At 67.5% G+C, this 25,432-nt stretch carries 25 protein-coding genes and 1 pseudogene; 11 read left to right on the top strand and 15 right to left on the bottom strand.

What is annotated here, in order from left to right:
* Window positions 1-39 precede the first annotated feature (39 nt).
* A complete protein-coding gene (grxD, locus tag E6C72_RS07295) occupies window positions 40-375 on the top strand; it encodes a Grx4 family monothiol glutaredoxin (RefSeq protein WP_042697386.1) in 336 nt (111 codons plus the stop codon).
* A 156-nt stretch (window positions 376-531) separates the two neighbouring features.
* Window positions 532-1,458, top strand: coding sequence for an EamA family transporter RarD (rarD, locus tag E6C72_RS07290; RefSeq protein WP_109442563.1), 927 nt, complete (start codon window positions 532-534; stop codon window positions 1,456-1,458).
* 17 nt (window positions 1,459-1,475) lie between these two features.
* Here the strand turns inward: rarD and E6C72_RS07285 are convergent, their stop codons facing one another.
* The gene (locus E6C72_RS07285) at window positions 1,476-2,138 is read right to left on the bottom strand and encodes a TetR/AcrR family transcriptional regulator (RefSeq protein WP_247875890.1); all 663 of its coding nucleotides are present in this window, start codon (window positions 2,136-2,138) and stop codon (window positions 1,476-1,478) included.
* Window positions 2,139-2,274: 136 nt separating this feature from the next.
* Here E6C72_RS07285 and E6C72_RS07280 point away from each other — a divergent pair, with 136 nt between their 5' ends.
* On the top strand, window positions 2,275-3,405 hold the full coding sequence (locus E6C72_RS07280; protein ID WP_109442561.1) for an alkene reductase: 1,131 nt from the start codon (window positions 2,275-2,277) through the stop codon (window positions 3,403-3,405).
* Between the two features lie 142 nt (window positions 3,406-3,547).
* On the opposite strand, the gene E6C72_RS07275 is transcribed toward E6C72_RS07280, so the two are convergent.
* Window positions 3,548-4,072: a hypothetical protein gene (locus E6C72_RS07275; protein ID WP_109442560.1), complete on the bottom strand. Its 525-nt coding sequence runs from the start codon at window positions 4,070-4,072 to the stop codon at window positions 3,548-3,550.
* A 312-nt stretch (window positions 4,073-4,384) separates the two neighbouring features.
* On the opposite strand from E6C72_RS07275, the gene E6C72_RS07270 reads away from it, so the two are divergent.
* From E6C72_RS07270 to nifW, 6 genes are all read left to right on the top strand, one after another.
* A complete protein-coding gene (locus tag E6C72_RS07270) occupies window positions 4,385-4,780 on the top strand; it encodes an iron-sulfur cluster assembly accessory protein (RefSeq protein ID WP_098740434.1) in 396 nt (131 codons plus the stop codon).
* A gap of 57 nt (window positions 4,781-4,837) precedes the next feature.
* Entirely contained in the window at window positions 4,838-5,761 is a 924-nt protein-coding gene (nifU, locus tag E6C72_RS07265) for a Fe-S cluster assembly protein NifU (RefSeq protein WP_109442559.1), read from the top strand.
* 15 nt (window positions 5,762-5,776) lie between these two features.
* The gene (gene nifS / locus E6C72_RS07260) at window positions 5,777-6,982 is read left to right on the top strand and encodes a cysteine desulfurase NifS (protein ID WP_109442558.1); all 1,206 of its coding nucleotides are present in this window, start codon (window positions 5,777-5,779) and stop codon (window positions 6,980-6,982) included.
* Between the two features lie 133 nt (window positions 6,983-7,115).
* The gene (nifV, locus tag E6C72_RS07255; RefSeq protein ID WP_109442557.1) at window positions 7,116-8,252 is read left to right on the top strand and encodes a homocitrate synthase; all 1,137 of its coding nucleotides are present in this window, start codon (window positions 7,116-7,118) and stop codon (window positions 8,250-8,252) included.
* Window positions 8,249-9,085 (top strand): serine O-acetyltransferase, encoded by an 837-nt coding sequence (cysE, locus tag E6C72_RS07250; protein ID WP_199228833.1) that lies wholly within the window; start codon window positions 8,249-8,251, stop codon window positions 9,083-9,085. Before nifV ends, cysE begins: the two co-directional genes overlap by 4 nt.
* 13 nt (window positions 9,086-9,098) lie before the next feature.
* Complete coding sequence (gene nifW / locus E6C72_RS07245; RefSeq protein ID WP_109442556.1) at window positions 9,099-9,434, top strand: nitrogenase-stabilizing/protective protein NifW; 336 nt, start codon at window positions 9,099-9,101, stop codon at window positions 9,432-9,434.
* Window positions 9,435-9,510: 76 nt separating this feature from the next.
* Here nifW and E6C72_RS07240 read toward each other — a convergent pair whose 3' ends face one another.
* On the bottom strand, window positions 9,511-9,813 hold the full coding sequence (locus E6C72_RS07240; RefSeq protein WP_109442555.1) for a hypothetical protein: 303 nt from the start codon (window positions 9,811-9,813) through the stop codon (window positions 9,511-9,513).
* A gap of 272 nt (window positions 9,814-10,085) precedes the next feature.
* Here E6C72_RS07240 and E6C72_RS07235 point away from each other — a divergent pair, with 272 nt between their 5' ends.
* On the top strand, window positions 10,086-10,493 hold the full coding sequence (locus tag E6C72_RS07235) for a response regulator (RefSeq protein WP_247875889.1): 408 nt from the start codon (window positions 10,086-10,088) through the stop codon (window positions 10,491-10,493).
* Between the two features lie 102 nt (window positions 10,494-10,595).
* Here the strand turns inward: E6C72_RS07235 and E6C72_RS07230 are convergent, their stop codons facing one another.
* The 5 genes from E6C72_RS07230 to E6C72_RS07210 form a co-directional block, all read right to left on the bottom strand.
* Window positions 10,596-10,889: a ferredoxin family protein gene (locus tag E6C72_RS07230; RefSeq protein ID WP_083897287.1), complete on the bottom strand. Its 294-nt coding sequence runs from the start codon at window positions 10,887-10,889 to the stop codon at window positions 10,596-10,598.
* Window positions 10,886-12,187 (bottom strand): FAD-dependent monooxygenase, encoded by a 1,302-nt coding sequence (locus E6C72_RS07225; RefSeq protein WP_109442554.1) that lies wholly within the window; start codon window positions 12,185-12,187, stop codon window positions 10,886-10,888. Before E6C72_RS07225 ends, E6C72_RS07230 begins: the two co-directional genes overlap by 4 nt.
* 28 nt (window positions 12,188-12,215) lie before the next feature.
* Entirely contained in the window at window positions 12,216-13,295 is a 1,080-nt protein-coding gene (locus E6C72_RS07220) for an electron transfer flavoprotein subunit alpha/FixB family protein (protein ID WP_109442553.1), read from the bottom strand.
* A gap of 25 nt (window positions 13,296-13,320) precedes the next feature.
* Window positions 13,321-14,172 (bottom strand): electron transfer flavoprotein subunit beta/FixA family protein, encoded by an 852-nt coding sequence (locus E6C72_RS07215; RefSeq protein ID WP_109442552.1) that lies wholly within the window; start codon window positions 14,170-14,172, stop codon window positions 13,321-13,323.
* Window positions 14,173-14,410: 238 nt separating this feature from the next.
* Window positions 14,411-17,521: a DUF3369 domain-containing protein gene (locus tag E6C72_RS07210; RefSeq protein ID WP_109442551.1), complete on the bottom strand. Its 3,111-nt coding sequence runs from the start codon at window positions 17,519-17,521 to the stop codon at window positions 14,411-14,413.
* 187 nt (window positions 17,522-17,708) lie between these two features.
* Here E6C72_RS07210 and E6C72_RS07205 point away from each other — a divergent pair, with 187 nt between their 5' ends.
* Window positions 17,709-18,554 (top strand): BglII/BstYI family type II restriction endonuclease, encoded by an 846-nt coding sequence (locus tag E6C72_RS07205; protein WP_109442597.1) that lies wholly within the window; start codon window positions 17,709-17,711, stop codon window positions 18,552-18,554.
* A gap of 22 nt (window positions 18,555-18,576) precedes the next feature.
* Here the strand turns inward: E6C72_RS07205 and E6C72_RS07200 are convergent, their stop codons facing one another.
* From E6C72_RS07200 to E6C72_RS07175, 7 genes and pseudogenes are all read right to left on the bottom strand, one after another.
* The gene (locus E6C72_RS07200; protein WP_109442550.1) at window positions 18,577-19,239 is read right to left on the bottom strand and encodes a LysE family translocator; all 663 of its coding nucleotides are present in this window, start codon (window positions 19,237-19,239) and stop codon (window positions 18,577-18,579) included.
* Window positions 19,240-19,287: 48 nt separating this feature from the next.
* Window positions 19,288-20,184, bottom strand: coding sequence for a lauroyl acyltransferase (locus E6C72_RS07195; RefSeq protein ID WP_109442549.1), 897 nt, complete (start codon window positions 20,182-20,184; stop codon window positions 19,288-19,290).
* Complete coding sequence (gene lpxK, locus E6C72_RS07190) at window positions 20,168-21,166, bottom strand: tetraacyldisaccharide 4'-kinase (RefSeq protein ID WP_109442548.1); 999 nt, start codon at window positions 21,164-21,166, stop codon at window positions 20,168-20,170. The genes E6C72_RS07195 and lpxK overlap by 17 nt, the downstream gene beginning before the upstream one ends.
* A 14-nt stretch (window positions 21,167-21,180) precedes the next feature.
* Window positions 21,181-22,467 (bottom strand): 3-deoxy-D-manno-octulosonic acid transferase, encoded by a 1,287-nt coding sequence (locus E6C72_RS07185; RefSeq protein WP_109442547.1) that lies wholly within the window; start codon window positions 22,465-22,467, stop codon window positions 21,181-21,183.
* 276 nt (window positions 22,468-22,743) lie between these two features.
* Window positions 22,744-24,372 (bottom strand): diguanylate cyclase, encoded by a 1,629-nt coding sequence (locus E6C72_RS31980; RefSeq protein WP_199228832.1) that lies wholly within the window; start codon window positions 24,370-24,372, stop codon window positions 22,744-22,746.
* Between the two features lie 35 nt (window positions 24,373-24,407).
* A pseudogene (locus tag E6C72_RS32160) lies at window positions 24,408-24,593 on the bottom strand (IS630 family transposase); the annotation flags it as partial.
* Between the two features lie 151 nt (window positions 24,594-24,744).
* A complete protein-coding gene (locus E6C72_RS07175; RefSeq protein WP_109442546.1) occupies window positions 24,745-25,356 on the bottom strand; it encodes a LysE family translocator in 612 nt (203 codons plus the stop codon).
* Window positions 25,357-25,432: the final 76 nt, after the last annotated feature.

Genomic DNA, 25,432 nt, shown 5'->3' with positions numbered 1-25,432 from the left:
GCGGCACCGCCGGGCCCAATCGGAAGGGTTACCCAAGTCATGGTCGATCAGAACGTCGTCGAGCGCATCGAGCAGGACATCAAGAACAACGATGTCGTGCTCTACATGAAGGGCACCCCGGTGTTCCCGCAGTGCGGCTTCTCCGCCGCCGTCGTCCAGGTGCTGAGCCACACCGGCGTCAAGTTCAAGGGCGTCAACATCCTGGAGGATCCGGGCCTGCGCCAGGGCCTGAAGGAATACTCGAACTGGCCGACCTTCCCGCAGCTCTACGTCAAGGGCGAGCTGGTCGGCGGCTGCGACATCGTCCGCGAGATGTATGAGTCGGGCGAGCTGCAGACCCTGCTGGCCGACAAGGGCGTCGCCACCGCCGCCTGACCGCGTCGCCGGTCCGACGGCTGCGAGAAAGCCCCGCTTCTGCGGGGCTTTTTCATGCAAGGACCGAGGGTGGCAGACAGCGATGCCGACCGCGCAGCCCGGCCATGTTCGGCGGCCCGCTGCCGGATTGCACAAACAATGTGCTAAACGGACGGTATGGTTCAGACCCTGCCGCCCGCCAAGGCCCCGACCTCCACGACCGCGGCGTTCGTCGCGGCGCTCTCCTCCTACCTGATCTGGGGGCTGGTCAACCCGGTCTTCTTCAAATCGCTGGGCGATGTCGGCGCGGTGGAGATCGTCGCCCACCGCGTGGTTTGGACGGTGCTGCTGGTCGGCGTCATCGTGCTGGTGACGCGCGGACCGGCGGCCGTCGTCCTGGCGGTGGGCAGTTGGCGCCGGCTGGGCATCCTGGTGGTCACCACCCTGCTGGTCACCATCAACTGGACGGTCTTCATCTGGGCGGTGGTGAACAACCGGCTGGTCGAGGCCAGCCTGGGCTATTTCATCAACCCGCTGATCAATGTGCTGCTGGGCGTGCTGTTCCTGCATGAACGGCTCAGCCGCGGGCGAATGCTGGCGGTCGCCATCGCCACGGCCGGCGTCGGCAGCCTCGTCGCCAGCTATGGCGCCGTGCCCTGGGTTGCCCTGTCGCTGGCGCTATCCTTCGGTTTCTATGCCCTGGTACGCAAGAAGGCGGCGATCGATCCGGTGATCGGCCTGCTGGTGGAAACCGCCCTGCTGCTGCCGGCCGCACTCGGCTATCTGCTGTGGGTGGGCAGTGACGGCGCCTTCGGTCATGGCTGGGGCGAGAGCACCCTGCTGGTGCTGGCCGGGCCGATGACGGCGGTGCCGCTGGTGCTGTTCATGATCGGCGCGGGACGGCTGACGCTGACCACCATGGGGCTGCTGCAATATGTCGGGCCGACCGGGCAGCTCCTGCTGGGCGTGCTGGTCTATGGCGAGGCGTTCACGCGCGGCCACGCCATCACCTTCGCCTGCATCTGGGTGGCGCTGGCCGTCTTCACCGCCGACGCGGTGCACAGCCACCGCGCCACCACCCGCGCGGCCGCCGCTGCGGAGTAACCGTTAGAACTTGCGGCCTACCGCGGCGTCAGGCCATGGGCGATGGTGTGGGCCAGCGTGCCGACCATCGCGCAGATGCCGGCATCGTCACGGCCGAACACCACCTGATCGAGGAAGCCCAAACCGAAGCTGAGCGTCGCGATGCCGGCCGCCACATTGGCGAGGTCGGCGTCGGCGGCGATGGCGCCACGGTCGCGATGCCCCTCCAGCCGCTTCACGAGACAGGGGATGCGGCTCTGCGACAGGGTTCGGGCCATCTCATCGGCGATCGCCGGATCGACCAGGGCACGGGCCAGCACGACACGGGTGAAGTCGCGGCACTCCCAGCTGTGCTTCAGCTGGGCGTGCAGGAAGCGGGCGAGGTCGGTCTCCAGATCCTCGTGCGGAGGCGGCAGGGCGCAGCCGCCCGATTCCTCGCGCCAATAGCGCTCCACCACCGCCAGCAGCAGCCCGCTCTTGCCTGAGAAATAGCGCTGGATCAGCTGTTCGTTGACCCCGGCCCGCCCAGCAATCTCACGCGTCGTCGCCGCGTCGAAGCCGCGTTCGGCGAACACCAGCTTGGCAGCGTCGAGCAGCGCCCCCTCGGTCGCGGCCCGGTCGCGTTTGCGCCCCCCGCCCTCGCAGGCACCCTCGGTGCCGTTACCGGGGCAACAGCCGTCAGCTTCCTTGCTTGCGTCCAAAACCCGTCCCTCTCCGGTGCGTCCCGTCAGCGTCATAATAAGTATGCAGATACATACTTGACAAGCGGCAGGCTTGGGTTCAAGTATGTACTCACATACATACAAGCTGATTTGCCCAACAGGGGGTAGTCCCGCCATGCCGCACAGCACCGATCCGCACAGCACCGCAACCCCGGACCTGTTCACCCCGCTGCGCCTCGGCGCGATCGAGCTGCCGAACCGCGTGGTCATGGCGCCGATGACCCGCAGCCGCGCCGGCGAAGGCAACTGCCCGACCGCGCTGACCGCCGAATATTATGCGCAGCGCGCCTCGGCCGGCCTGATCATCACCGAGGCGACGCAGGTCTGCGACACCGCCCAGGGCTATCCCAACACGCCGGGCATCCACACCGATGCCCAGACCCTGGCTTGGCGCGCGGTTGCGGACGCCGTGCACACCGCCGGCGGGCGGATCGTCACCCAGCTCTGGCATGTCGGCCGGATTTCCCACCCGCGCTTCCAGCCGAACGGCGCCGCCCCGGTCGCCCCCTCGGCCATCGCAGCGAAGGGCCAGCTCTACACCGGCGCCGGCATGGAGCCCTTTCCGGTGCCGCGCGCCCTTGAAGCCTCCGAGATCCCCGCTCTGGTCCGCCATTTCGCCGATGCCGCCAAGCGCGCGGTGTTCGACGCCGGCCTGGACGGCGTCGAAATCCACGCGGCCAACGGCTATCTGATCGACCAATTCCTGCGCGACGGCACCAACACCCGCACCGACCAGTATGGCGGAACGGTGGAGAACCGCTGCCGCTTCCTGCTGGAGATCCTGGAGGCCACGGCCCATGCCGTCGGTGCCGGCCGCATCGGCGTCCGCCTGTCGCCGACCGGTGCCTTCAACGACATGAAGGACAGCGACCCGCTGCCGCATTTCCTGGCGATCACCAAAGCGTTGAACCCGTTCAACCTCGCCTATCTGCATGTGATCGAGGGGCGGCCCGGCCATCACATGGCTCCGCCGGAGGGCACGCCGCATGTGGCGTCCGCCCTGCGCGCCGCCTTCAAGGGTCCGTTCATCCTGAATGGCGGCTACAGCCGCAGTGACGCCGATGCCACGCTCGCCAAGGGTGAGGCCGACGCGGTCAGCTTCGGCGAGGCCTTCATCGCCAACCCGGACCTGCCCGCCCGCTTCCGCGTCGGCGCGTCGCTGGCCGAACCGGACCGCACCACCTATTACGGCGGCGACGTCAAGGGCTACACCGACTATCCGGCCCTGGAGTCCGTCGCCGCCTGACGGAATTGCGGCCCCACGACCCCGGCGGGGCCGCAATAGCTCTCGACGTGAGAGCGCGTCGTGAGAGCGTCGTGAGACGCAAATCCCCGCTGCCCCCGGCCCGGTTCCCCCCTGGGCCGGGGGGCTTTTTTTGTGGGCGCCGCTACGCCGCCCCGCCCTCTCCCTCCGTTCCATTGCCCAGTCCACGGGCAAGCGCGGCGATGGTGCCGTAGCCGACCTGATCCACCGGGTCGATCTCCGCCATCTTGCCAAGGATCGCCAGCGCCTTGTCACGGTTGTGGCGGCGCAGTTCGATGAAGGCCAGCGCCTTCATGGTGAACAGGAAGAAGCGCGCCGGTCCGGCCGCCGTCCAGTCGGTGGAGCCCGCCGTCAGCCGCGACCAGTCGGCGGAAAAGCCGCCCTGGAGTGCGGCGGCATCCAGCCCGATGCGGGCCACCCGTTCCGCCTCCGCCAGCTTCTTGCGGTTGAAGTAGAATTTGTAGAGCGCGTAGAAGACCGGCAGCACCCGCGGTCCTTTGCGATGGGCTTCCCACAGCAAGGCCTCGCAGGCGTCAGGCACGTCACGGGCCTTCACTGCCTCCTGCAACAGCTCGTCGATCTGTTCCGGCACGTCGCCGAAGGCCATGCGGCCGTTCGACATCCTGAGTTCGATCGGTTCGTCGCTCATCGCTTCCCTCGCCTGTATTTCCCGCTGACGCAATCAATCATCCGACGCACCGACGACGTCCCAATGGTACGCGCGCAGACACAGGGAAAGACCACATTATTTTTGTGCGGCGAAGTGTCGCGGCTGTCGCAAAAGCGACACGCGCCAAACCCGACAAAATGGTTCGTGTTCAGAACATTGTCAGACTTTCACCACGGCCGCCCGACCTGACAATTATTGAAAATCAATTGCTTACCTGATTGGCACAGCCCTTGCTCTACTCCTCGTCAGATCGGCCGGCATCCCCGGCAACGCGGCTTGAGGAGGCGGGACATGGTGACTCTGACGGATGCGGCGGTTTCCACTCTGGAACGGGTCCTGGCGAAATCCGGCGGTGCGGCGGCCGGCCTGCGGATCGCGGTGACCGACGGCGGCTGCGCCGGCCTGAAATACCAGATGGGCCTGGAGGCGGCGGCCGGCGACGATGACACGGTGCTCAGCTTCGGTCCCGTCACCATCTTCGTCGACGCCAACAGCCAGCCCTTTCTCAGCGGCGTGGTGGTCGATTTCGTCGAGGGCATCGAAGGCTCCGGCTTCAAGTTCGACAACCCGAACGCGACCAGCAGCTGCGGCTGCGGCAAGTCCTTCTCGGCTGGCGAAGGCGGGGGCGGCTCCTGCTCGACCTCTTCGTCGAGCTGCGGCTCGTCGGCCCCCTACTCCACTCACTGATTCCGCTCCCGGACATTCTTCCCCTAGGCGCGCACCCCACGGAAAGGCAGCAGCGACATGTGGAACTACACCGACAAGGTCAAGGAACACTTCTTCAACCCGAAGAACTCCGGTGTCCTGGACAGCGCCAACGCGGTCGGCGAGGTCGGCTCCATCACTTGCGGCGACGCGCTGCGTCTGATGCTGAAGGTCGATCCAGACACCCAGATCATCCTGGATGCGAAGTTCCAGACCTTCGGCTGCGGCTCGGCCATCGCCTCAAGCTCCGCGCTGACCGAGATGATCATTGGCAAGACGGTGGATGAGGCGCTGACACTGACCAACCGTGACATCGCCGAGTATCTGGGCGGCCTGCCGCCGGAGAAGATGCACTGTTCCGTCATGGGCGCCGAGGCGCTGCGTGCCGCCATCGCCAACTACAAGGGCGAGGCGTGGGAAGACGACCATGAGGAAGGCGAGCTGGTCTGCAAATGCTTCGGCGTCGACGCCGCCATGATCGAGCGCGCGGTGACCGTCAACGGCCTGACCACGCTGGAGGAGGTCACCCACTACACCAAGGCAGGCGGCTCCTGCCAGACCTGTCACGAGAAGATCGAGGAGGTGCTGGAGGAGGTGCTGGCGAAGACCGGCGCCCTGAAGCCCGCCGCCAGGCATGCCCCCGGCACCGTCGGGCTGGACGCCATCAAGCCGCTGGAACCCAAGGCGGAACCGGCTGCGGCGCCGAAGCTGACGAACGTCCAGCGCATGCAGGCCATCATGAGCGCCATCGAGGAGATGCGCCCGCAGATCCAGCGCGACGGCGGCGACGTGGAGCTGGTCGACATCGACGGCAAGGACATCTATGTGCGGCTCTCCGGCGCCTGCTCCGGCTGTTCGCAGTCGGCCGGCACGATGATGGGCGTGCAGATGAAGCTGGTCGAGAAGCTCGGCGAGTTCGTGCGGGTCAAACCCGCGTCCCTCATGCCGGCCCATGCGGGCTAAGGGGAGCGCCAGACCATGAGCCAGGGAATCTATCTCGACAACAACGCCACCACCCGCGTCGATCCGGAAGTGCTGCAGGAGATGCTGCCGCTCTTCACCGAGCATTTCGGCAACCCGTCCTCGATGCACGGCTTCGGCGCCGCGGTGGGCGGCAAGATCGAATGGGCGCGCAAGCAGGTCCAGGCCTTGCTGGGCGCGGCCCATGACAGCGAGATCGTCTTCACCTCCGGCGGGACGGAAAGCGACAACACCGCCATCCTGTCGGCGCTGGAAGCCTATCCGAAAAAGCGCGAGATCGTCACCAGCGTGGTCGAGCACCCCGGCGTGCTGGCGCTCTGCGAGTATCTGGAGAAGAAGCGCGGCTACACCGTCCACCGCATCCCGGTGGACAACAAGGGCAACCTCGACATGGAGGCCTACCGCGCAGCATTGTCCGACCGGGTGGCCATCGTCTCCATCATGTGGGCCAACAACGAGACCGGGACGATCTTCCCGGTCGAGGAGTTGGCGCGCATGGCCAAGGAGGTCGGCGCCGTCTTCCACACCGACGCGGTGCAGTCGGTCGGCAAGATCCCGATGAAGCTGGCCGACAGCGCCATCGACATGCTGTCGCTGTCCGGCCACAAGCTGCACGCCCCCAAGGGCATCGGCGCGCTCTACGTCAAGCGCGGCCTGCGCTTCCGCCCGATGCTGCGCGGCGGCCATCAGGAGCGCTCCCGGCGCGCCGGCACCGAGAATGCGCCCGCCATCGTCGGGCTGGGCGCCGCCGCCCAGTTGGCGCTCGTCCATATGGGCGAGGAGAACACGCGGGTGAAGGCGCTGCGCGACCGGCTGGAACAGGCGATCCTGGCGGCGGTGCCGAGCTGCTTCGTCACCGGCAACCCGGACGACCGTCTGCCCAACACCTGCAACATCGCCTTCGAGTATATCGAGGGCGAGGCGATCCTCCTGCTGCTGAACGAGGCCGGCATCGCCGCGTCCTCCGGCTCCGCCTGCACCTCGGGCTCGCTGGAGCCCAGCCACGTCATGCGCGCCATGGGCGTGCCCTATACCGCCGCCCATGGCGCCACCCGCTTCTCGCTGTCGCGCGACACGACGGAGGAGGAGATCGACCGGGTCATCGCCGTGGTGCCGGGCATCATCGCCAAGCTGCGCAGCCTGTCGCCCTACTGGCAGCAGGAAGCCGGACGGCCGAAAGAGTTCGCACCCGTTTATTCCTAACACCGAGATCGCAGGCCGGGTCGATGGCCCGTCCCGGCACCCCGCCCGACGACACCCCGTCGGGGCGGGTCCCCGGCCCGGCCTGCGACACTTCTCAAAGGGGACAGGTGTTCCCCGCGCGCGAGGTGCCCCCATGCCCATCACCTTCGCCACCACCACCTTCGCCACCATCAACGACACCACGCTGCGCGACGGCGAGCAGACCGCCGGCGTCGCCTTCACGCTCGACGAGAAGATCGCCATCGCCAAGGCGCTCGACGCCGCCGGCGTGCCGGAACAGGAGATCGGCATCCCCGCCATGGGCGAGGAGGAGCGCGAGGGCATCCGCGCCGTGGCGTCGCTGGGGCTGAAGGGCCGGCTGATGGTGTGGTGCCGCATGCACGACGCCGACCTGAAGGCGGCGCTTTCCTGCAATACCGGCTTCGTCAACCTGTCGATGCCGGTGTCGGACATCCACATCACGAGGAAGCTGAAGCGCAGCCGCGCCTGGGCATTGGCGGAGATCGAGCGCCGGGTGAAACAGGCGCGCGATCATGGGATGGAGGTCAGCGTCGGCGGCGAGGATTCCTCCCGCGCCGACATGGATTTCCTGATCGCCGCCGCCACGGTGGCGCAGGAGGCCGGGGCCCGCCGCTTCCGCTTCGCCGACACGCTGGGCGTGCTCGACCCCTTCCAGACGCGCGCCTGCATCGAACGGCTCCGCCGGGCGACCGACCTGGAGATCGAGATCCACGCCCATGACGATCTGGGCCTCGCCAACGCCAATTCGCTGGCGGCGGTGCTGGGCGGCGCCACCCACGTCAACACCACGGTGAACGGCCTGGGCGAACGCGCCGGCAACGCCCCGCTGGAAGAGGTGGTGGTGTCGCTGAAGCACCTCTACCACATCGACACCGGCATCGAGACGCGGGCGCTCGGCACCATCAGCGATCTGGTGGAGCGGGCGTCCAACCGGCCGGTGGCGGTCAACAAGTCGATCGTCGGCGCCGCCGTCTTCACCCACGAGGCCGGGATCCATGTCGACGGGCTGCTGCGCGACCGCGCCACCTACCAGAATTTCGACCCGGCCGAGGTCGGGCGTGAGCACCGCATCGTGCTGGGCAAACATTCCGGCACCGCGGCGGTGAAGCTGGCCTACGAGCGGCTCGGCATCGCCTGCGATGACGTCACGGCCCAGGCTGTGCTGCCGCGCGTCCGGGCTCTCGCCACCCGTGCAAAACGGCCGCCGACGGCCGAGGAGCTGCACGCCTTTCTGGAGGCGGCGACATGATGAACCCCACCAGTTCGCCCACCTGCTCATTGGGCGTCGTCGCCCTGCTGCGCGAAGACGTCGCCTGCGTGTTCGACCGCGACCCGGCGGCGCGCAACGTCTTCGACGTGCTCACCTGCTATCCCGGCATCCATGCGCTGGTATTCCATCGCTTCGCCAATGCGGCGTGGCGGCGGGGGCTGCGCTGGCCGGCACGCTTCCTGTCCTATGTCGCCCGTGCGCTGACCAACATCGACATCCATCCCGGCGCCGGCATCGGCCGCCGGTTCTTCATCGACCATGGCGCCGGCGTGGTGATCGGCGAGACGGCGGAAGTCGGCGACGATGTCACGCTGTATCACGGTGTGACGCTGGGCGGCACCTCCTGGACCAAGGGCAAGCGGCATCCGACGCTGATGAATGGCGTGCTGGTCGGTGCCGGCGCCAAGATCCTGGGGCCGATCACCGTCGGCGCCAACGCGCGGATAGGCGCCAATTCGGTGGTGACCAAGCCGGTGCCGCCGGGCATGACCGTGATCGGAATCCCCGGCCGCGTGATGCGGCCGGAAACCCAGCGCCAGTTGTCCCCGCATGGCATCGACCTGGAACATCACCTGATGCCCGACCCGGTCGGCAAGGCCATCGCCTGCCTGATCGAGCACATCAACCGGATCGAAGCCCGGCTTGAAGCCCAGACCACAACCGAAACGTCACAGTTTCCTGCTAAAAGCATCCGCCTGTCGGAATTTCGGCTGAACGATATACGTTTGGACGGTGTGGCCTGCAACTCTTGTGGCAACATCTGCGACCAGGAGGGGTGCGCCCCCTCCCCTTCCACCCAGCAGCACGCGTGAGGAGCCTTCGACGATGAGCGATTTCACCGACGACCTCGACGATCTGGAAACCGCGGAAGACTTCCTGCGCTTCTTCCACGTCACCTATGATCAGCGCGTGGTGAATGTAAACCGCCTGCACATCCTGCAACGCTTCCACGATTACCTGTCGGCGGACCATGGGATGGAGGGACTGGACGACGAGGGGACGTCGGCGCGCTACCGTTTCCATCTGGAACGGGCGTACCAGGACTTCGTCGTCTCCAACGCCATCGCGGAAAAGACCTTCAAGGTCCACAAGGAGGAGGCTCGCAAGATGGCCGACCGCTTCGTTCCGCTGGACAGCCTGCTGGGCACGCCGGCGGGCTGAGCCGCCGGCGCCGATGATGCCCGTCAAAAGAAGACGATGAGGAACAAGGGGGGCGCCCGCCGCGCCCCCTTCTTCGTCAGTGGATCTTGCTCTCGTTCCGTCCACCGTCGCGCCGGTAGACATGAACGTGGTAGGCCGCCATCGGGTTTTCGTCGAGATAGCGCAGCAGATCCTGCTCCGTCCGCTGGCTGGCGTCGCGGATCAGCACCTGCCAGGCGGGCTCCATCGTCGCGCGCTGCGTCTCGTCATGGGGCAGCATGATAAAGCCCGCCCATTCCGGGTCGAAATCGGCCAGATAACTCTTGGTGTAGTGCTTCATCATCGCCGCGTCGTTGACGTTGACGCTTTCCATGTTCTCGAAGCAGACACGCAGGTCCATCGCCGGTCTCCTCATGGAAAAGGCAGCGGCCCCGCTATTGCACCACAAGGGATGGGCGCGGGTCCGCAACGTTCGCTCGTTAAAACAGCCGTGATACAGAGATGGTACGCCGCAGGTGTGAAAAACAAGTGTCAGCCCACAGCCAGGGCGACGCTTTCCGACCCTGACCCATGCAGCCGATGCAGACTTCGCCATTGGTCATAATCCTGCGCTTTTCGGGTTCGCTGGTTGCGCGACTCCTGTAAAATCCTTGTGACACCCCTTACGCGATCATGATGACCGACCCTTCGTCCGCCTCCGACCAGCCCCTTCGCATCCTCATCGTGGAAGACGAGAGCCTTGCCGCCATGGCTTTGGAAGAGGTTCTGGGCATGCTCGGATTCACCGTCGTCGGAATCGAGGACAATGCCGACGGCGCGATCGCGGCGGCGGAACGGTGGCGTCCGGATGTCGTGATGATGGATATCCGCCTGCTGGGGCCCCGTGACGGCATCGAGGCGGCGGCGGAAATCCGCAAGCGGACCGGTATCCGCTGCATCTTCACCTCCGCCTTCGGCGACCCGGAAACCCGCCACCGCGCCGCCGAATGCGATCCCTTCGGCTTCGTTCGCAAACCCTACTTCCCGGCCGAGCTTCAGCGGGCGCTGGGACATGCGGTGGAAATATTGAGAGGTCGCTGACCTGGCCCAACCCCAAACACAAACCGGCCCCCGCGCGTCGCCACGCGGAGGCCGTCGAAGTCCGGGGAAGGCAGCGCCGGAGGAAGACAGCGAAAGACCGGATCAGCCGAACTTGTAGCTGATGCCGTAGCCGCCACGCGGATAGTCCCAGGCGATGTTGCCCTTGTCCTGGCAGACGACCCGGCAGGTGCCGCATTCCAGGCAGCCGTCGGTCACCAGAGTCACGCCGCCGGTCTCGTTCTTGCTGTAGCAGGCGGCGGGGCAGCAGAAGGTGCAAGCCTGCTTCTCGCAGGTCTGGCAGGCCTCCACGCTCTTGATCTGGATGTGCGGTCGGCTTTCGTCGACGATGTAGCGGTTCTGATAGAGCTTCTCTTCGACCTTGACCATGATGCTCATCGCACGGCCCTCACCAGCTTGATTGCGTCACCGACCAGTCCCATCATCGAGCGGCGCTTGATGAAGGACTTCATGATCTGCTTTTCCTTCGTCTTCTTGTCGATGCTGTCCACGGTGAACCAGTTGTGGGCCGCCGCGGTGATTTCGTCGGGATAGGCGCCGAAGAACTGCTTGTTGCCGTGCATGATGCCGGGCAGCTCGCGGTACTTCTTCAGGTCCTTCATGACGAAGCTGTCGTCCAGCTTCTTCTTGTAGGCGGCGAGGTTCGACGCGCTGTAGGCCTTACCGGCGGCCTTCAGCTCGATCACCGTCTCCGCCGCCATCCGGCCCGAGGCCATGGCGAGGTTGGAGCCCTCGCGGTGGGCGGCGTTGTTGAAGTGGGCGGCGTCGCCGACCACCATCCAACCATCGCCGTAGAGCTGGGGAACCGCCTTGTAGCCACCCTCCGGGATCATGTGGGCGGCATATTCCTTCATCTCCGCCCCTTCGATCAGCGGCTTGATGACGGGGTGGTTCTTCAGGTCCTCCAGCATCTTATAAGGCGGGCAGGAGCCGTTCTTGAAGTCGGAGATCAGGCAGCCGATGCCGATCGTCAGCGATTCCTTGTTGGTGTAGAGGAAGGCGGTGCCGACCATCCCCTTGGTCACCTTGCCCATGATCTCGATCACGACGCCTTCGTCCTCCTTGATGCCGAAGCGCTGCTGGATCAGCTCCGGATCGATGAAGAGGATCTCCTTGACCGCCAGCGCCACATTCTCCGGCGCCGCTTCGGCCTGAAGCCCGGCACGCTTGGCCAGGAGGGCATTCACACCGTCGGCCATGATGACGACATCCGCCAGGATTTCCCCGCCCTCGCGGTCGGTGCGCACGCCGATCACCTTGCCGGACGGATCGCGGATCAGCTCCGTCACCGTCGTCTCGCAGATCTGGAGGCCGCCGACCTTGCGGATCTGCTCGCCCCACCATTTGTCGATGTTGGCGCGGATGATGGTGTAGCGGTTCGGCTTGTCGCTGTTGAAGGCTTCCGAGCGGTAGTTGGTGCCGACGTAATTGTCGTCGCCCAGCAGCCAGACGCGCTGTTCGATGATGTGGCGCTCGGTCGGGCAATCCTCCCGGAAATCCGGGATGATCTTCTCCAGCTCATGTGCATACATGATGCCGCCCTGGACATTCTTGGCGCCGGGATATTCGCCGCGCTCCAGCTGGAGCACCTTCAGCCCCTGCTTGGCCAGCGTGTAGGTGGCGGCGTTGCCGGACGGGCCGGCACCGATGACGATGGCGTCGAACTTTTCGACCATGTCGACAGGCTCCTTTCTCGTCCGGCGATCAGCCGGCCATGCGGTTGACGGACAGGCGGCGGCCGAAGGCATCGGTCAGCGCCGGCAGGATCTTCAGCGCGTCGCCGACCAGCCCGAGATGGGCGAAGTCGAAGATCGTCGCATTCGGATCGGTGTTGATCGCCAGGATCAGGTCCGACTTCTCCATGCCGACCCGATGCTGGATGGCCCCGGAAATGCCGGCGGCGATGTAGAGCTTCGGCCGCACCGTCTTGCCGGTCTGCCCGACCTGACGGTCGTTGGTCGCCCAGCCAGCCTGGACCAGCGGACGGGTCACACCGACCTCGGCGCCCAGCACCTTGGCGAGGTCGAAGACCAGCTTCATGTTCTCGACCTTGCCCAGCCCCTTGCCGGCCGACACGATGATGTCGGCGAAGGCCAGTTGCGCCTCGTTCTGCTCGCGGTCGGCGATGAAGTTCAGGACCTTGGTGACGATGTCCTCTTCACGCAGGTCCGGCTGGATTTCGATGACGCGGCCGGTGCGGGCGTCGTCGCGTTCCGGCATCGCCATGACGCGCGGGCGCACCGTCGCCATCTGCGGTCGATAGGCCAGCGTCTGGATGGTGCAGAGCAGCGTGCCGCCGAAAGTCGGCCGGGTGGCGGCCAGCGAGCGGTTGTCGGCGTAGATGTCCAGCTCGGTGCAGTCGGCGGTCAGGCCGGTCGCCAGCGTGGTGGCGATGGCACCGGCCAGATCGCGGCCCAGCGTGGTGGCACCCAGCAGCACGATTTCCGGCTTGTGGGTGTTCACCACATCGGTCATCACGCGGCAATAGGGATCGGTGCGGTAATCGGCCAGCGCCGGGTCGGTCACCTTGTAGACGATGTCGGCGCCATAGCTGATGGCGTCGCCGCAGATGCGGTTCAGGTCGGGGCTTTCGGCGCCCAGCACAACGGCACCCACCTCCACCCCCAGCTTGTCGGCCAGCTTGCGGGCCTCGCCCAGCAATTCCAACGACACGGAATGGACGATGCCGCGCTCCTGCTCCACGATCACCCAGACGTTCTGGTAAATTTTCAGATGTTCGGGAAGCTGGAACTTGCGGCCCTGGGGCTTGCTCGGTTCGCTCATCGTCGGGTCTCCCGCGGGTAAATCGTCAGAGCCCGGCCGCGGCGCGGGCGAGCAGGTCACCGGCCAGCTTGGGCTGGGCGGCGAAGATGGCGTCGATGGCGGCGGCGGCCATCGCGTCGGGGGTATCGGATGCGGCCTCGATCATCTTGGCCTTCTCCGCCCGCGGCTTCGGCACGAACACCTTCGACACCACGGTCGGCGAGCCCTTCAGGCCGACACGGCCCTCCTCGGCGCCGGTGAAGTCGCGGCTCCAGGTCTTCAGCTCGTAACGGGCGGCGCGGAACAGGTCGTCCATCTTACCGAAGCGGATGGTGTTGGTGCCCTCCAGCATGGTGATCATGCAGGGGAGTTTCGTCTTCAGTACCTGCACCCCGCCTTCGGAGCGGCGCTGCACCACGATCTCCTTGGACGCGATGTCCAGATCCTCGATCTTCGTGATGTAGGTCAGCTGCTCGAAACCGAGACGGGTGGCGATGCCGGGGCCGACCTGGGCGGTGTCGCCGTCAACCGTCTGCTTGCCGCAGAAGACGATGTCGACCGGATCCTCCTCCGCCAGCTTCTGGATGGCCGAAGTCAGGGCATAGGAGGTCGCCAGCGTGTCGGAACCGGCGAACTTGCGGTCGGTCAGCAGCACCGCGTCGTCAGCCCCCAGCGACAGCGCCTTGCGCAGCGAGGTCTCCGCCATCGGCGGCCCCATGGTCAGCACGGTGACGCGGGCGCCCACCTTGTCCTTCAGCCGCAGCGCCTCTTCCAGCGAGAACAGGTCGAACGGGTTGATGATGGCGGGCACGCCCTGCCGCATGATGGTGTTGGTGACGGGATGGATGCGGATCTGGGCGCTGTCGGGCACCTGTTTGATACAGACGACGATGTGCATCCCGTTCTCCTTGGCTTCCGCTCTCGCTGTGGCGCGCATGTGGGTTTGGGGCCGGCACCGGGCCGGGACACCCCCAGAACAGCAAGCGGCGTGCCAGCCGGCGAAGACCGACCAAGCCACGGAAAACACTGGAGATTTTCAGAAGGTGGAAAGCACCGTCCCCTTGTCGCAAAGGCGACAAGGGGACGCTCATGTCGGTTTCGCTACAGCCCCCCGGCACAGCCGTCAGGGAGCGGGATCAGACCGTCCCGATATGGGCGATCACGCGGTCCAGCTCGACCCCGACGCGGGCAACCATCGTGGCGATGCCCTCCAGCCGCTGGTCGATCACCGCCAGTTCCACCGCATCGGCGGCGGCGGCGAGGTCGCGGGCGCCGACGGTGCGCGAGGAGCCCGCCAGCTTGTGGGCGGCCTGCCGCACCTCATCCCAGATCTCGCCGGCCAACGCATCGGTCAGCCAGCGATGCGAGGTGCTGTTGGAGGTCACGAACTCGCCCAGCAGATGCCGGACAAACTCGCAATCACCGTCGAACAGGGCGGTCAGCGCCTCAAGGTCTAGCGGCGGCAGGTCGGCGGTCACGGGAGTTGGCGGAGAGGACGGCTGAGGGGGTGGTTGCTGCAACTCTTCGGTCACCGCCTCCACCTCCTGCAATGGTTCGCACGGCTCCTCCCCGCCCCAGGCCTCGCCGTCCGGCGGGGGTAGGAAGCGGTCGACCACACGGCGCAGGTCGGCGAGGCTGACCGGCTTAGCCAGCGTGTCATCCATGCCGGACAGCAGGCAGAGCTGGGCCTCGTTCTCAGTCGCGTTGGCGGTGATGGCGACGATCGGCAGGCGCGGGCCTTCGGCGGCTCCCTTGGCGGCCGCCTCGGCGGCGCGGATGCTGCGGGCCAGCTCCATGCCGTCCATCTCCGGCATCTGACAGTCGGTCAGCAGCAGGCCATGGCCACCGGCCCGCCACAGCTCCAGCGCCTGAACGCCGTCCTCCGCCGTTTCCATCACGTGGCCGAGAAGGGTCAGCTGGCGCTGGATGACCTGACGGTTGGTCGGATGATCTTCGGCCACCAGGATCAGCCGGCCCCGCGCCCGCGCCTCCTCCACAGTGGGCAGGCGGCGGCGTCCGGCGGCCCGGGCAGCGGGTTCCGGTTCGGGGCGCAGGTCGGCGCGGCTCCCTTCCCCCGCCGCCATCCGCCCGGCGGCGGCCAGCACGGCGCGGACCAACCCGACCCGCCGCACCGGCCTGCCGAGAACCACCGTGCCGGGGCTGGAGGCCCCCAGCTCCGCCGCGTCGCCGGCGCTCAGCGCGTCGCCACCGATCAGCACGCGCCCACGCACCCGGCCGCGCGGGTCGCGGTCGAGCGCCGCCGTGTCGGTGCCCAGCGTGGAGACCAGCACGTCGCAGGCCGCGGTCGGCAGCAGGGTACGCAAGGCGGCGGCGGCGTCGGCAGCCTCCACCACCTGGGCGCCGTCGGCATTCAGATAGCGGGCGAGGAAGCCGCGCTCCTGCGCATCGGCGGCTAGCAGCAGGACGGTCACGCCCTGAAGCGGCGCCCGCTGCACCACGGCCGGATCGTTCGCCGCCGGCACCAGATCGGCGGCGAAGGTGAACCAGAAGGTGGAGCCGACATTGACCTCGCTGGTGACCCCGATATCGCCGCCCATCAGTTCGGCCAGACGCCGACAGATCGACAGACCCAGCCCGGTGCCGCCGAAGCGGCGGGTGGTCGACGCCTCCGCCTGGGTGAAGGGACGGAACAGGCGGGTCTGGCTTTCCCTGGAAATGCCGATGCCCGTGTCGGTCACCGCGACCCGGATGGTGACGCGGTCGCCGTCGAACTGTGCCAGCTCCACCCGCACGGTGACCGAGCCGGACTGGGTGAACTTCACCGCGTTGCCGGCGATGTTGAACAGCACCTGCCGGATGCGGACCGGATCACCGACGACCTCCCCCGGCAGATCGGGGTCGATGTAGGTGACCAGCGACAGCCCCTTGGCCCGCGCGCTGGGCGCCAGCGTGTCTGCCACCCCCTCCACCACATTGGCGAGCGCCACCGGCACCCGCTCCAGGTCGAGCCGCCCGGCCTCGATCTTCGAGAAGTCGAGGATGTCGTTGATGATGGTCAGCAGGGCGCCGGCCGACTCCCGCACCACGCTGACCAGTTCGCGCTGGTCGCCGGTCAGGCTGGTGTGCTCCAGCAGTTCCAGCATGCCCTGGATGCCGTTCATCGGCGTGCGGATCTCGTGGCTCATCGTCGCCAGGAACAGCGACTTGGCCTGGTTGGCCGCCTCGGCTTCCGAGCGCGCCGCCTCCGCCGCTTCGCGCGCCGCCACCAGATCCTGCGTCCGCTCCGTCACCTGCCGTTCCAGGCTGCGGTTGAGCTCGGTCAGTTCCTCGTACAGATGGACGTTGTCGAAGCCGATGGCGACCTTGGCGCAGAACACCTCCAGCAGCCGCCGCTCGTCGGCGGTCAGGGCGCGGCCATGGCCGAGATAGACCGCGGTGTCGTGCCGGCGGGTGGCGGATCGGAAGACCAGCACGCTGTGCCCGCGCTCGTACCGGTTGCGGCCGTCGGCAAGCGCCGCGGTCACCGCCTGCGCCGCGTCTGGCGGCAGCGCAAGTAACAGCGGCGTTCCCTCCATCCCGACGTGGCAACCGGCGCCACCCAGCACCAGTGGCTCGGCCGGACGCGGGCCTTCACACAGGCGGCTGACCAGCGCGACCCCGCCCACCGTCATTCCATTGGCCGGCGTGCAGACGCCGACGATCTGGGACACGGCATGGCGAACGAACTCCGCCATCGTCCGCTTGCCCAGCAGGGTGGAGGAGGAGTCCAGGATACGCTCCAGCCCCTCCCGATGGTCCTCGATGGCGGTGATGTCCTGATAGCCCCGCAGCGCCGCGACGACCGAGGTGAACAGCTTCTGCGCCGTCAGTTCCGTCTTGGATTTGTAGTCGTTGATGTCATAGCTGAGGATGACGTCGCGTTCCGGCGCCTGCCCCGGCTGGCCGGTGCGCAGGATGATGCGGACGCGGCGGTTGTGCAGGTCGCTGCGGATGTAGCGGACCAGCCGCAGGCCGGCGTCGTCGGATTCCATGACGACGTCGAGCAGGATCACCGCGATGGCAGGGTTGTCGCGCAGCACGCCGCGCGCCTCCGCCGCGGTGGCGGCCGACAGGAACTGCGCCGGGCGTCCTTCAAAGGTGAAGCCGCGCAGCACCATCTTGGTGGTGGCGTGAATGGCGGGGTCGTCATCGACGATCAGCACCAGCCAGGGTTCGACCGGTTCGACAGCCTCGGCCACCGCCTCGACGGCGGGCTCCTCCTCTGCGAACAGGAATTCGTCGCTCATCACGGTCCCCCGGCGAACTGGCCGCACTCTTTCCACCCCAACGGGTGGCCCAACATGCGGGCGACCTTACCATATGTCGGTGAACGGCCGCCAGTTCGGCTCCCCTCCCCACCGAGCGGCGGAAAGGGTGGATTTGCCGGGCGGCAGCCGCCATGGTGGCGCCGTTTTCCATCGCCCAAGTGCCGTCATGACCCTGCTTGCCTGCATCCACGACAAGGCCCCGCTGATCGAGGCGCGGGATCCCGACCTGGGCGACCTGTTCCCGCCCGGCTTTCTCGATTTGTACGAGGTGCACAGCTACCGCAACGCCGCGCGCATCCTGGCCCATGCCTGCACCGCCGAGTTCCGCGAGATCACCGAACGGCTGATGGAGTTCCGCATCCGCACCGAGGACATCGTGGCGTCGGGCGGCAACAAATCGCAGATCGCCAAGACGATGGAGCGGATGCTGAACCCGCTGGGCTGGAACGAGACGCGCATCCGCGGCGACCTGTTCATCACCAAGATGATCGTGACGCACGAGGAAAAGCGCCGCGTCGCCGGCAAGAACCGCGGCCAGACCGTCACCGAACAGCGCCAGCGCGAGGAACTGTACAAGGTCAACGGCTTCATCGACGGGCACAAGATCGACTTCGTGAAGGAGCGCGTATCCTTCGATCTGGAATGGAACAGCAAGGACCAGACCTTCGACCGCGACCTCTATGCCGCCCGCACCTTCTACGAATGCGGCATCATCAACGCCGGCGTCCTGCTGACCCGCAGCGCCGAACTGATCCCGCTGTTCACCGAGGTGGCGCGGCGGGTGGAGATGAAGAACTTCCAGAACAAGTACGGAGCCAGCACCACCTGGATGAAGAAGCTGCTCTACCGGCTGGACGCCGGCCGCGGCGGCGGCTGCCCGGTGCTGGCGCTCGGCATCCGCCCGGCGGTGGTGTCGGATTTCGAGGAGTGGAAGGACAGCCACCCGGTGGTGCGCCACACGGCGACCTTCGACGTCGACACCGGGGTGGAGGACGAGGACGATCTGTGGTGAGCGGGCGCCACGCGGCAGTCCCTCACGCGAACTTGCGGTCCGTCAGCAGCAGCCTTGCAGCGAAGCCCAGGAACAGCACGCCGGCGAGGCCGTCCATCGCCCTGCGCACACGCGGGCTGGACAGCACCCGACGCGCGGCACCGGCGCTGAGGGCGGCGATGGCGATCAGATAGAGACCGCCCAGCACCGAGATGATGTTGCCGAGAATGAAGGTCTGCAATGCCACATGGCCCAGCTCCGGGGCGATGAACTGCGGAACGAAGGCCAGTTGGAACAGAATGATCTTCGGGTTCAGCAGGTTCGTCAGCAGCGCCTGGACGAAGACGCGGGCCGTCGGTGCCGGAGCCTGGAGCTCAATCGCCGCCGCGGGTCCGGCGTTGCGGCTGGTCCAGACGCTCCACAACGAGCGCAGGCCGATCCAGGCCAGATAGGCGCCGCCGGCATAGCGCAACAGGTCGAACAGCGAGGCAGACGCCGCGATCAGCGCGGAAATCCCGGCAGCGGCCAGAAGGGAATGGACGGTGTTGCCAACGCAGATGCCGATCGTCGCCACCACGCCGGCCTGCCGGCCATCGGCGATGCTGCGGGTCAGCACCAGAAGCGAATCCGGTCCCGGTGCCAGGACCAGGACGCAGACGGCGACCATATAGAGTTGCAGCAGATGCAGGTCGAGCGGCAGGGTCATCGCGGGACGGGCCTTCGGGCGAGGGGCTCAGTGGAGGGGGTCTGGTTCTCAGTCGGGCCAGCGGCGATGGATCCACAGCCATTGCGCAGGCTTGTCGCGGATCCAATCCTCCAACAGGCGGTTCAGCCTTTCCATAAGAATTCGCGCATCGGCATTGCGGTCGCCGCTGGTCGGGTATTCCTCCGGCGGCAGGACGGTGACGCGGAACCGCGCGCCCTCCAGCCGCTCGGTCCGCGCCGGGCACAGCGGCAGCTTCATCTTCATGCCGAGGACGGCGGCGGCCGGGGCGGTCATGGCGTCGCGGCCGAAGAAGGGGACCGCGATACCGTCATTCATCTTCTGGTCGATCAGCATGCCGACATGGCCACCCTTGGTCAGGTGGCGCAGCAGGATCCGGGCGCCATCCGGCCCCTTGGGAATCTGATTTCCAGACGCCGCCCCCCGCAGCTTCACCAGCAGGTCGCCGACCATCGGGTTGTTGGGCGCCCGGTAGACCAGCCCCAGTTCCAGCCCGCGCAAGCGGGCGGCGACCGACTGAACCTCCCAGTTGGCCAGATGGCCGGAGACCATGATGCCGGCCTTGCCATCGTCACGCAGCGCGTCGACATGTTCAGAGCCGATCACTTCGATCCGCTCGCGGCCGATCTGCTCCAGATGCGGGTATTCGGCGATGGTGCGGCCGAGATTGTCCCACATGCCGCGCAGGATCGCGTCGATCTCCGCCCTGCCCTTCTCCGGGAAGGCGCGGGTCAGGTTGCGCCGGGCGCGGGCATTGTTGGGCAGCCACGGCCCCACCGTCCGTCCGATCCAGCCGCCGAGCGCCGAGGCGCGGTCGAGCGGCAAGGCCTGGAACAGCCGGGAGACGCCATGGACCAGCACCGCCTCCAGCGGATAGCCGATGCGGCGCGTCAGCCATCGCTGCAACGGGCTACGCGGCTTGGCCATCGGGGCTTCCTTTCAGCAACAGATGCGTCAGCAGCACGGCAAGCGCGGCTTCATCCGCCCAGCGCACCGACACCGGCAGGACGGCGACCTTTGCCCTCAGCTCCGACGGGAAACGGACGGCGTCCTTGGCGGTGGTGACGGGCACGGCGCCCAGCGCCGCGGCACGGTCGATCAGGGCCGAGACCTCGGTCGGGTGGTAGGGATGGTGGTCGGCGAAAGGCACCCGCTCCTTGAGGCGGGCGCCGAGCGCCTCCAGGGTGGCGAAGAACTTCTCCGGCCGGCCGATCCCGGCGAAGGCCAGCACGTCGCGGCCGGCAAGCCGGGTGGCAGCCTCCGGATCGGGCTCCAGCCGGGCCGACAGCACCGGGCGCCCGCCGGCCAGCGCCGCCAGACCGTGACGGTCCTCGCCCAGGATCACCAGCGCGTCGGCGCGGGCGAGACCGTCAGCCACCCGTTCGCGCAGCGGCCCCGCCGGCACCAGCCGGCCATTGCCGAAGCCGACCGCGCCATCGGCGACGATCAGCGCCAGATCCTTGTGCAGGGCCGGGTTCTGGAACCCGTCATCCATGACGATGGCGCCGGCTCCGGCCACTGCGGCACGCTCCGCCCCAGCCAGCCGGTCGCGCGCCACCCAGCAGGGCGCCGCCCCGGCCAGCAACAGTGCCTCGTCCCCGACATCGGCGGCGCTGTGGCGGCGAGGATCGACAGCCAGCGGACCGGCCTCCCGCCCGCCATGGCCGCGGGTCAGAGCATGGACAATCACGCCGCGCGCCTGCAAGGCCGCGATCAGCGCCAGCCCGACCGGCGTCTTGCCGGCCCCGCCCGCCACCAGATTGCCGACGCAGGCCACCGGAACACCGACACGGCGTGGGACGGTCCCGGCAATCCGCCGCCGCCCCGCCAGCCCATAGAGCGCTCCCAGCGGAGCCAGCAGGGTGGAGGCCAGACCGGGCGGCCGGTACCAGAAGGCAGGGGTCTTCACGGCGGCAGGTCCCCTCAGGCGGCGGTCCGGATGCCGGCGGCGCCCAGCACCGGAGCCAGCGCGCCCAGCGCCCGGTCGATGATCCGCCGGTTGTCCGCCGTCACCCTTGCCGCACCGGCGACGATGCGGTGGCGCGCCCGCTCGTCGGTCAGCAGCCGGCGGGTCTCGCGGGTCAGGGCATCGCCGTCCGCCACCGGCAGGGCGCCGCCGGCGGCCTCCAGCATGTGGGTGATCTCGCCGAAATTGAACATGTGCGGGCCGTACAGCACCGCACAGCCCAGTTGCGCCGGCTCCACCGGATTCTGCCCGCCATGGGGAATGAAGGAGCCGCCCATGCACACCACCGGAGCCGCCCGGTAGAACAGCCCGAGTTCCCCCATGGTGTCAGCGATATAGACGGCGTGCTCGGAGCCCGGCAGCCGATGGTCTGCCGTGCGTTGCAGGACCGGCAGCCCACGCGCCCGCATCAGCTCAGCGATGGCGTCGCCGCGATGGGCGTGGCGCGGGGCGATCACCGTCAGCAGGCCGGGCAGCACCGGCGCCAGCGCGCTGTGGACCGCGGCGGCGATCTCGTCCTCCCCCGGATGGGAACTGGCGAGCAGCCAGACCGGCCGGCCGGCCAAGGATGCCCGCAGCGGATCCATCGCGTCGTCCGCGGCGGGTGGCGGCTCGGCGGAGAATTTCAGGTTGCCGACGCTGGCGACGCCGGAGGCGCCAAGCCGGCGCAGCCGCTCCGCATCGCCTTCGGTCTGGGCCAGCGTGACCTGGAAGGTCGACAGCAGGCCGCCGATCAGCCCCGGCGCATTGCGCCAGCGCGAGAAGCTGCGCTCCGACATGCGGGCGTTGACCAGGGCGGCCGGAATCGAACGGGCGCGGATGCCGGCCAGCAGGTTCGGCCAAATCTCCGATTCCGTCCACAGCACCGCATCGGGCCGCCAATGGCCGAGGAAGCGGTCGACCGCTCCCGGCAGATCGACCGGCACATACTGGTGGATCGCCCGTTCCGGCAGCCGCCTCCCCATCAGCTCGGCCGAGGTGACGGTCCCAGTGGTCATCAGCACGGTCAGGTCGGGCGCGCTGTCCAGCAGACGGCCGATCAGAACCAGGACCGAATTCGCCTCTCCCACGCTGGCCGCGTGGATCCAGACCAGTGGCCCCGCCGGCCGGGTACGCGAGGCCATGCCCAACCGTTCCGTCTGGCGCACGGGGTCTTCCTTGCCGGCGGCGCGGCGACGGTCGAGATAGAGGCGCACCGCCGGCCCGGCAACGGTCGTCAGGCCACGGTAGAGGGAATGCAGCATCAAGGTCCGGAACAGGAGACGTACGACAACGGGCGCGTTGCCGGTCCCCCTGGTACGGAACACCGGCCGCGCGCCCGGCGGCACCTTAGCACGCGGTGACCGCTCCGTAACAGGGGCGGGTGCGATGAAGAGGTTTCGGCCACCGGACCGGCCCTTGCGGACCGCCAAATTCCTGGGCCGTGATTGCCCGGCCCGAACCGAAGGGAGCACTCGCAACGTTTGCATGGGGTTCACGTTTCAAGCGATACCGCTTGAAACAGCGCACTCAAGGCTCGCTTATCCGGCCGCGCCGACGTCTTCCGCTTCTTCGCCGGCCGTGACCCAGTTGCGCCCCTGCTTCTTGGCCTCGTAGAGCCGCTGGTCGGCCACGGCGATCACTGCTTCCGGAGTGGTTCCGGTCGCCACCGGCACCGAGACGACGCCGAAGCTGGCGGTGACCATGGGGGCCACGCCCGACGCGCGATGGGGGATGTTCAGACTGATGATGCCTTGGCGCAGGCTTTCGGCCACCGCGACGGCACCCGTCAGATTGGTGTCGGGCAGGATGATCGCGAACTCCTCACCCCCGTAGCGCGCGGCCAGGTCCGACGCGCGTTTGATGGTGTTCCGGATGACGGTGGCGACGCTGCGCAGGCAGTCGTCACCGGCAACATGCCCATAGGTGTCGTTGAACGCCTTGAAGTGATCGACATCGAGGAGGATCAAGGACAACGGCGCCCCACTGCGCCGCAGGCGCTGGACCTCCGCCGTCAGCACCGCGTCGAACCTGCGGCGGTTGTCCAGCCCGGTGAGCGCGTCCGTGGTCGCTTCCCATTGGGCGCGGTTGCGCTCGTCTTCGCGCTGGCGCAGCAGCGCCCCAGCCATCATCAGCGCCCGGCCGACCTGATCGGCCTCAACCAACCCCAGCTGCGGGATGTCCACCGGCTCGCCCCGGCCGATCGCGAGGGCCGGCGCGATCAACGCCCGGATGGGCTGCGCAATGCCGAGGCCGATCCGGTGGGCCAGCACCAGCCCGAGCACCAGCAGGATCGCTCCACCCGCAAGGTTCAGCCACAGCGAGCGGACCAGTTCCGCATCCATCAGCGCTTCGGGAACCTCGACCACCACGGTCCAGCCGAGTGTCGGCGAGCGCGTGTATGCGGCGAGCATCGCAGGGGCGCCGCCCTCTCCGGCGAGAGGCAGCACGCCTTGCTGCGCGCGCTCCGCGGCGGCGAGAATCGCCGGTGTGCCGGCGGTACCGACGACGCTTTCCGGCGACCGGCTGCGCGTGACCATCTTCCCGTTGCCGTCGAGGACGGTCACCACCCAATTCGCCGGCAGGCTGTGCCTGGCGAGTACGGCGTCGAGATGCGTCGCATCGAGCGACATGGCGAGAACCGACACCACCATGCCGTTCCGCAGCACCGGGACCGCCAAAGCCACAAGCTGCTTCTGCAGAACCGGCCCGTTGAAAAGGTTCGATACCAGCGGTTTGCCGGTTCTCTGCACCTGCAGCACGCGCGGATTTGGCCTCTCCAGCGGCAGCGGGGTGCCGAAGGGGCGGGCCGTGTTGAGCAGCTGCTGCCCGTCCAGATTGTTGAAAATGATGTTCAGGCCGGGGGACTGCGACAGCACCTCCCGTGCCTGGCGGTCGAAGGCGGCGAGGTTTCCCTCGTCGATGCTCGGCGACGTGGACAGGGCGCGCAATGCGGCCTCAACTCCGGCGAAATCACGCTCGACCACCAACACCAGTGCCTGCGAGGCCGCGAGGATGACCTGCTCAAGCTCGGCACGGCCCCGGTTATGGGACAGGACCACCAGGAAACCGGCAACCATGGATGCCGGCAGCAGGCAGACCACCACCAGCGCCGCGATGCGGGAACGGATGCTGAGAGTCCATCGAGGACGATCCGGCACTGCGATCATACCCCCGTCTGCTCCTGCTGCGTTTCATGGCAAGTTCAGGAAGTTTCGACCTGAAGAGCCCACAAGTATCCACAGATAGAGCGGATGCGTCCCGGCTGGCGAATGAAGACGTTCCGGATTCGACAGCGGGCGTCGATGATGCGCTTGGTGCCGGTGAACAGGCGGTGGGACAAGACGGTAACGCACAGCCCTATACGGAGCCGCCTGACGGCATTGGGTTCGCCGGGATCCCGGGCGGACGGCATACCCACCCCTCTGAGGGCGGAGCATATCCTCCTCGAAGGCCTGCGGGAAAGACACTTCGTTCCACCCGGTGGCCAAAGCGCCGTGTTTCGTGGTCGTTACGGCTCGTTACAATCGCCAATTGCCGTCTTACCGCTCGGCCAGCGCCAGCTTGGCGCCGAGCGCGGCGAAGGCGGCGGCGAAGCTGCGGCGCATCCAGGCCATCACCCGCGGACGGGAGACCACCTGATCGCGCACCGCCGCGGCGAACAGGCCGTAGACGACGAAGACCGCGAAGGTCAGCGCCATGAACACGCCACTGAGTTCCAGCATGCGGGCGAGCGGCTGCGGATCGGCCTCGCTGACGAACTGCGGCAGGAAGGCCAGGAAGAAGATCGACAGCTTCGGATTCAGCACATTGACCAGCACCGCCCGCAGGATCATGCGTCCAACCGTGCGCTGCGTCCTGTCAGCCTCTACGCTCAGTGCCCCCCGCTCCTTCAGCGTCGCCCAGGCCATGTAGAGCAGATAGAGCACTCCCAGGATCTTCAGCCCCTGGAACGCCACCGCGCTGGTGTGCAGCAGGGCGGCCAGCCCGAGCACCGCCGCCGCCATGTGCGGCAGGATGCCCAGCGTGCAGCCGAAGGCCGTCACCGCGCTGGCCCGCGCGCCCTGCGACAGTCCTGCCGCCAGCGTCAGCAGCACCCCGGTGCCGGGCGAGGCGACGACGATCAGGGAGGTGATGAGGAAGTCGGGGGTCATGGCCGGTAAACTCGCGCGGGGGTGATGCCTCCCCCGCATGGAACCATGGCCCACAAGCTTCGCCAAGCTCGAATGA

Origin of the sequence: Azospirillum sp. TSH100, assembly GCF_004923295.1 — a bacterium.
In the GTDB taxonomy this organism is placed as follows: Bacteria; Pseudomonadota; Alphaproteobacteria; order Azospirillales; family Azospirillaceae; genus Azospirillum.
This window is presented reverse-complemented; position numbering and strand designations above follow the sequence as displayed.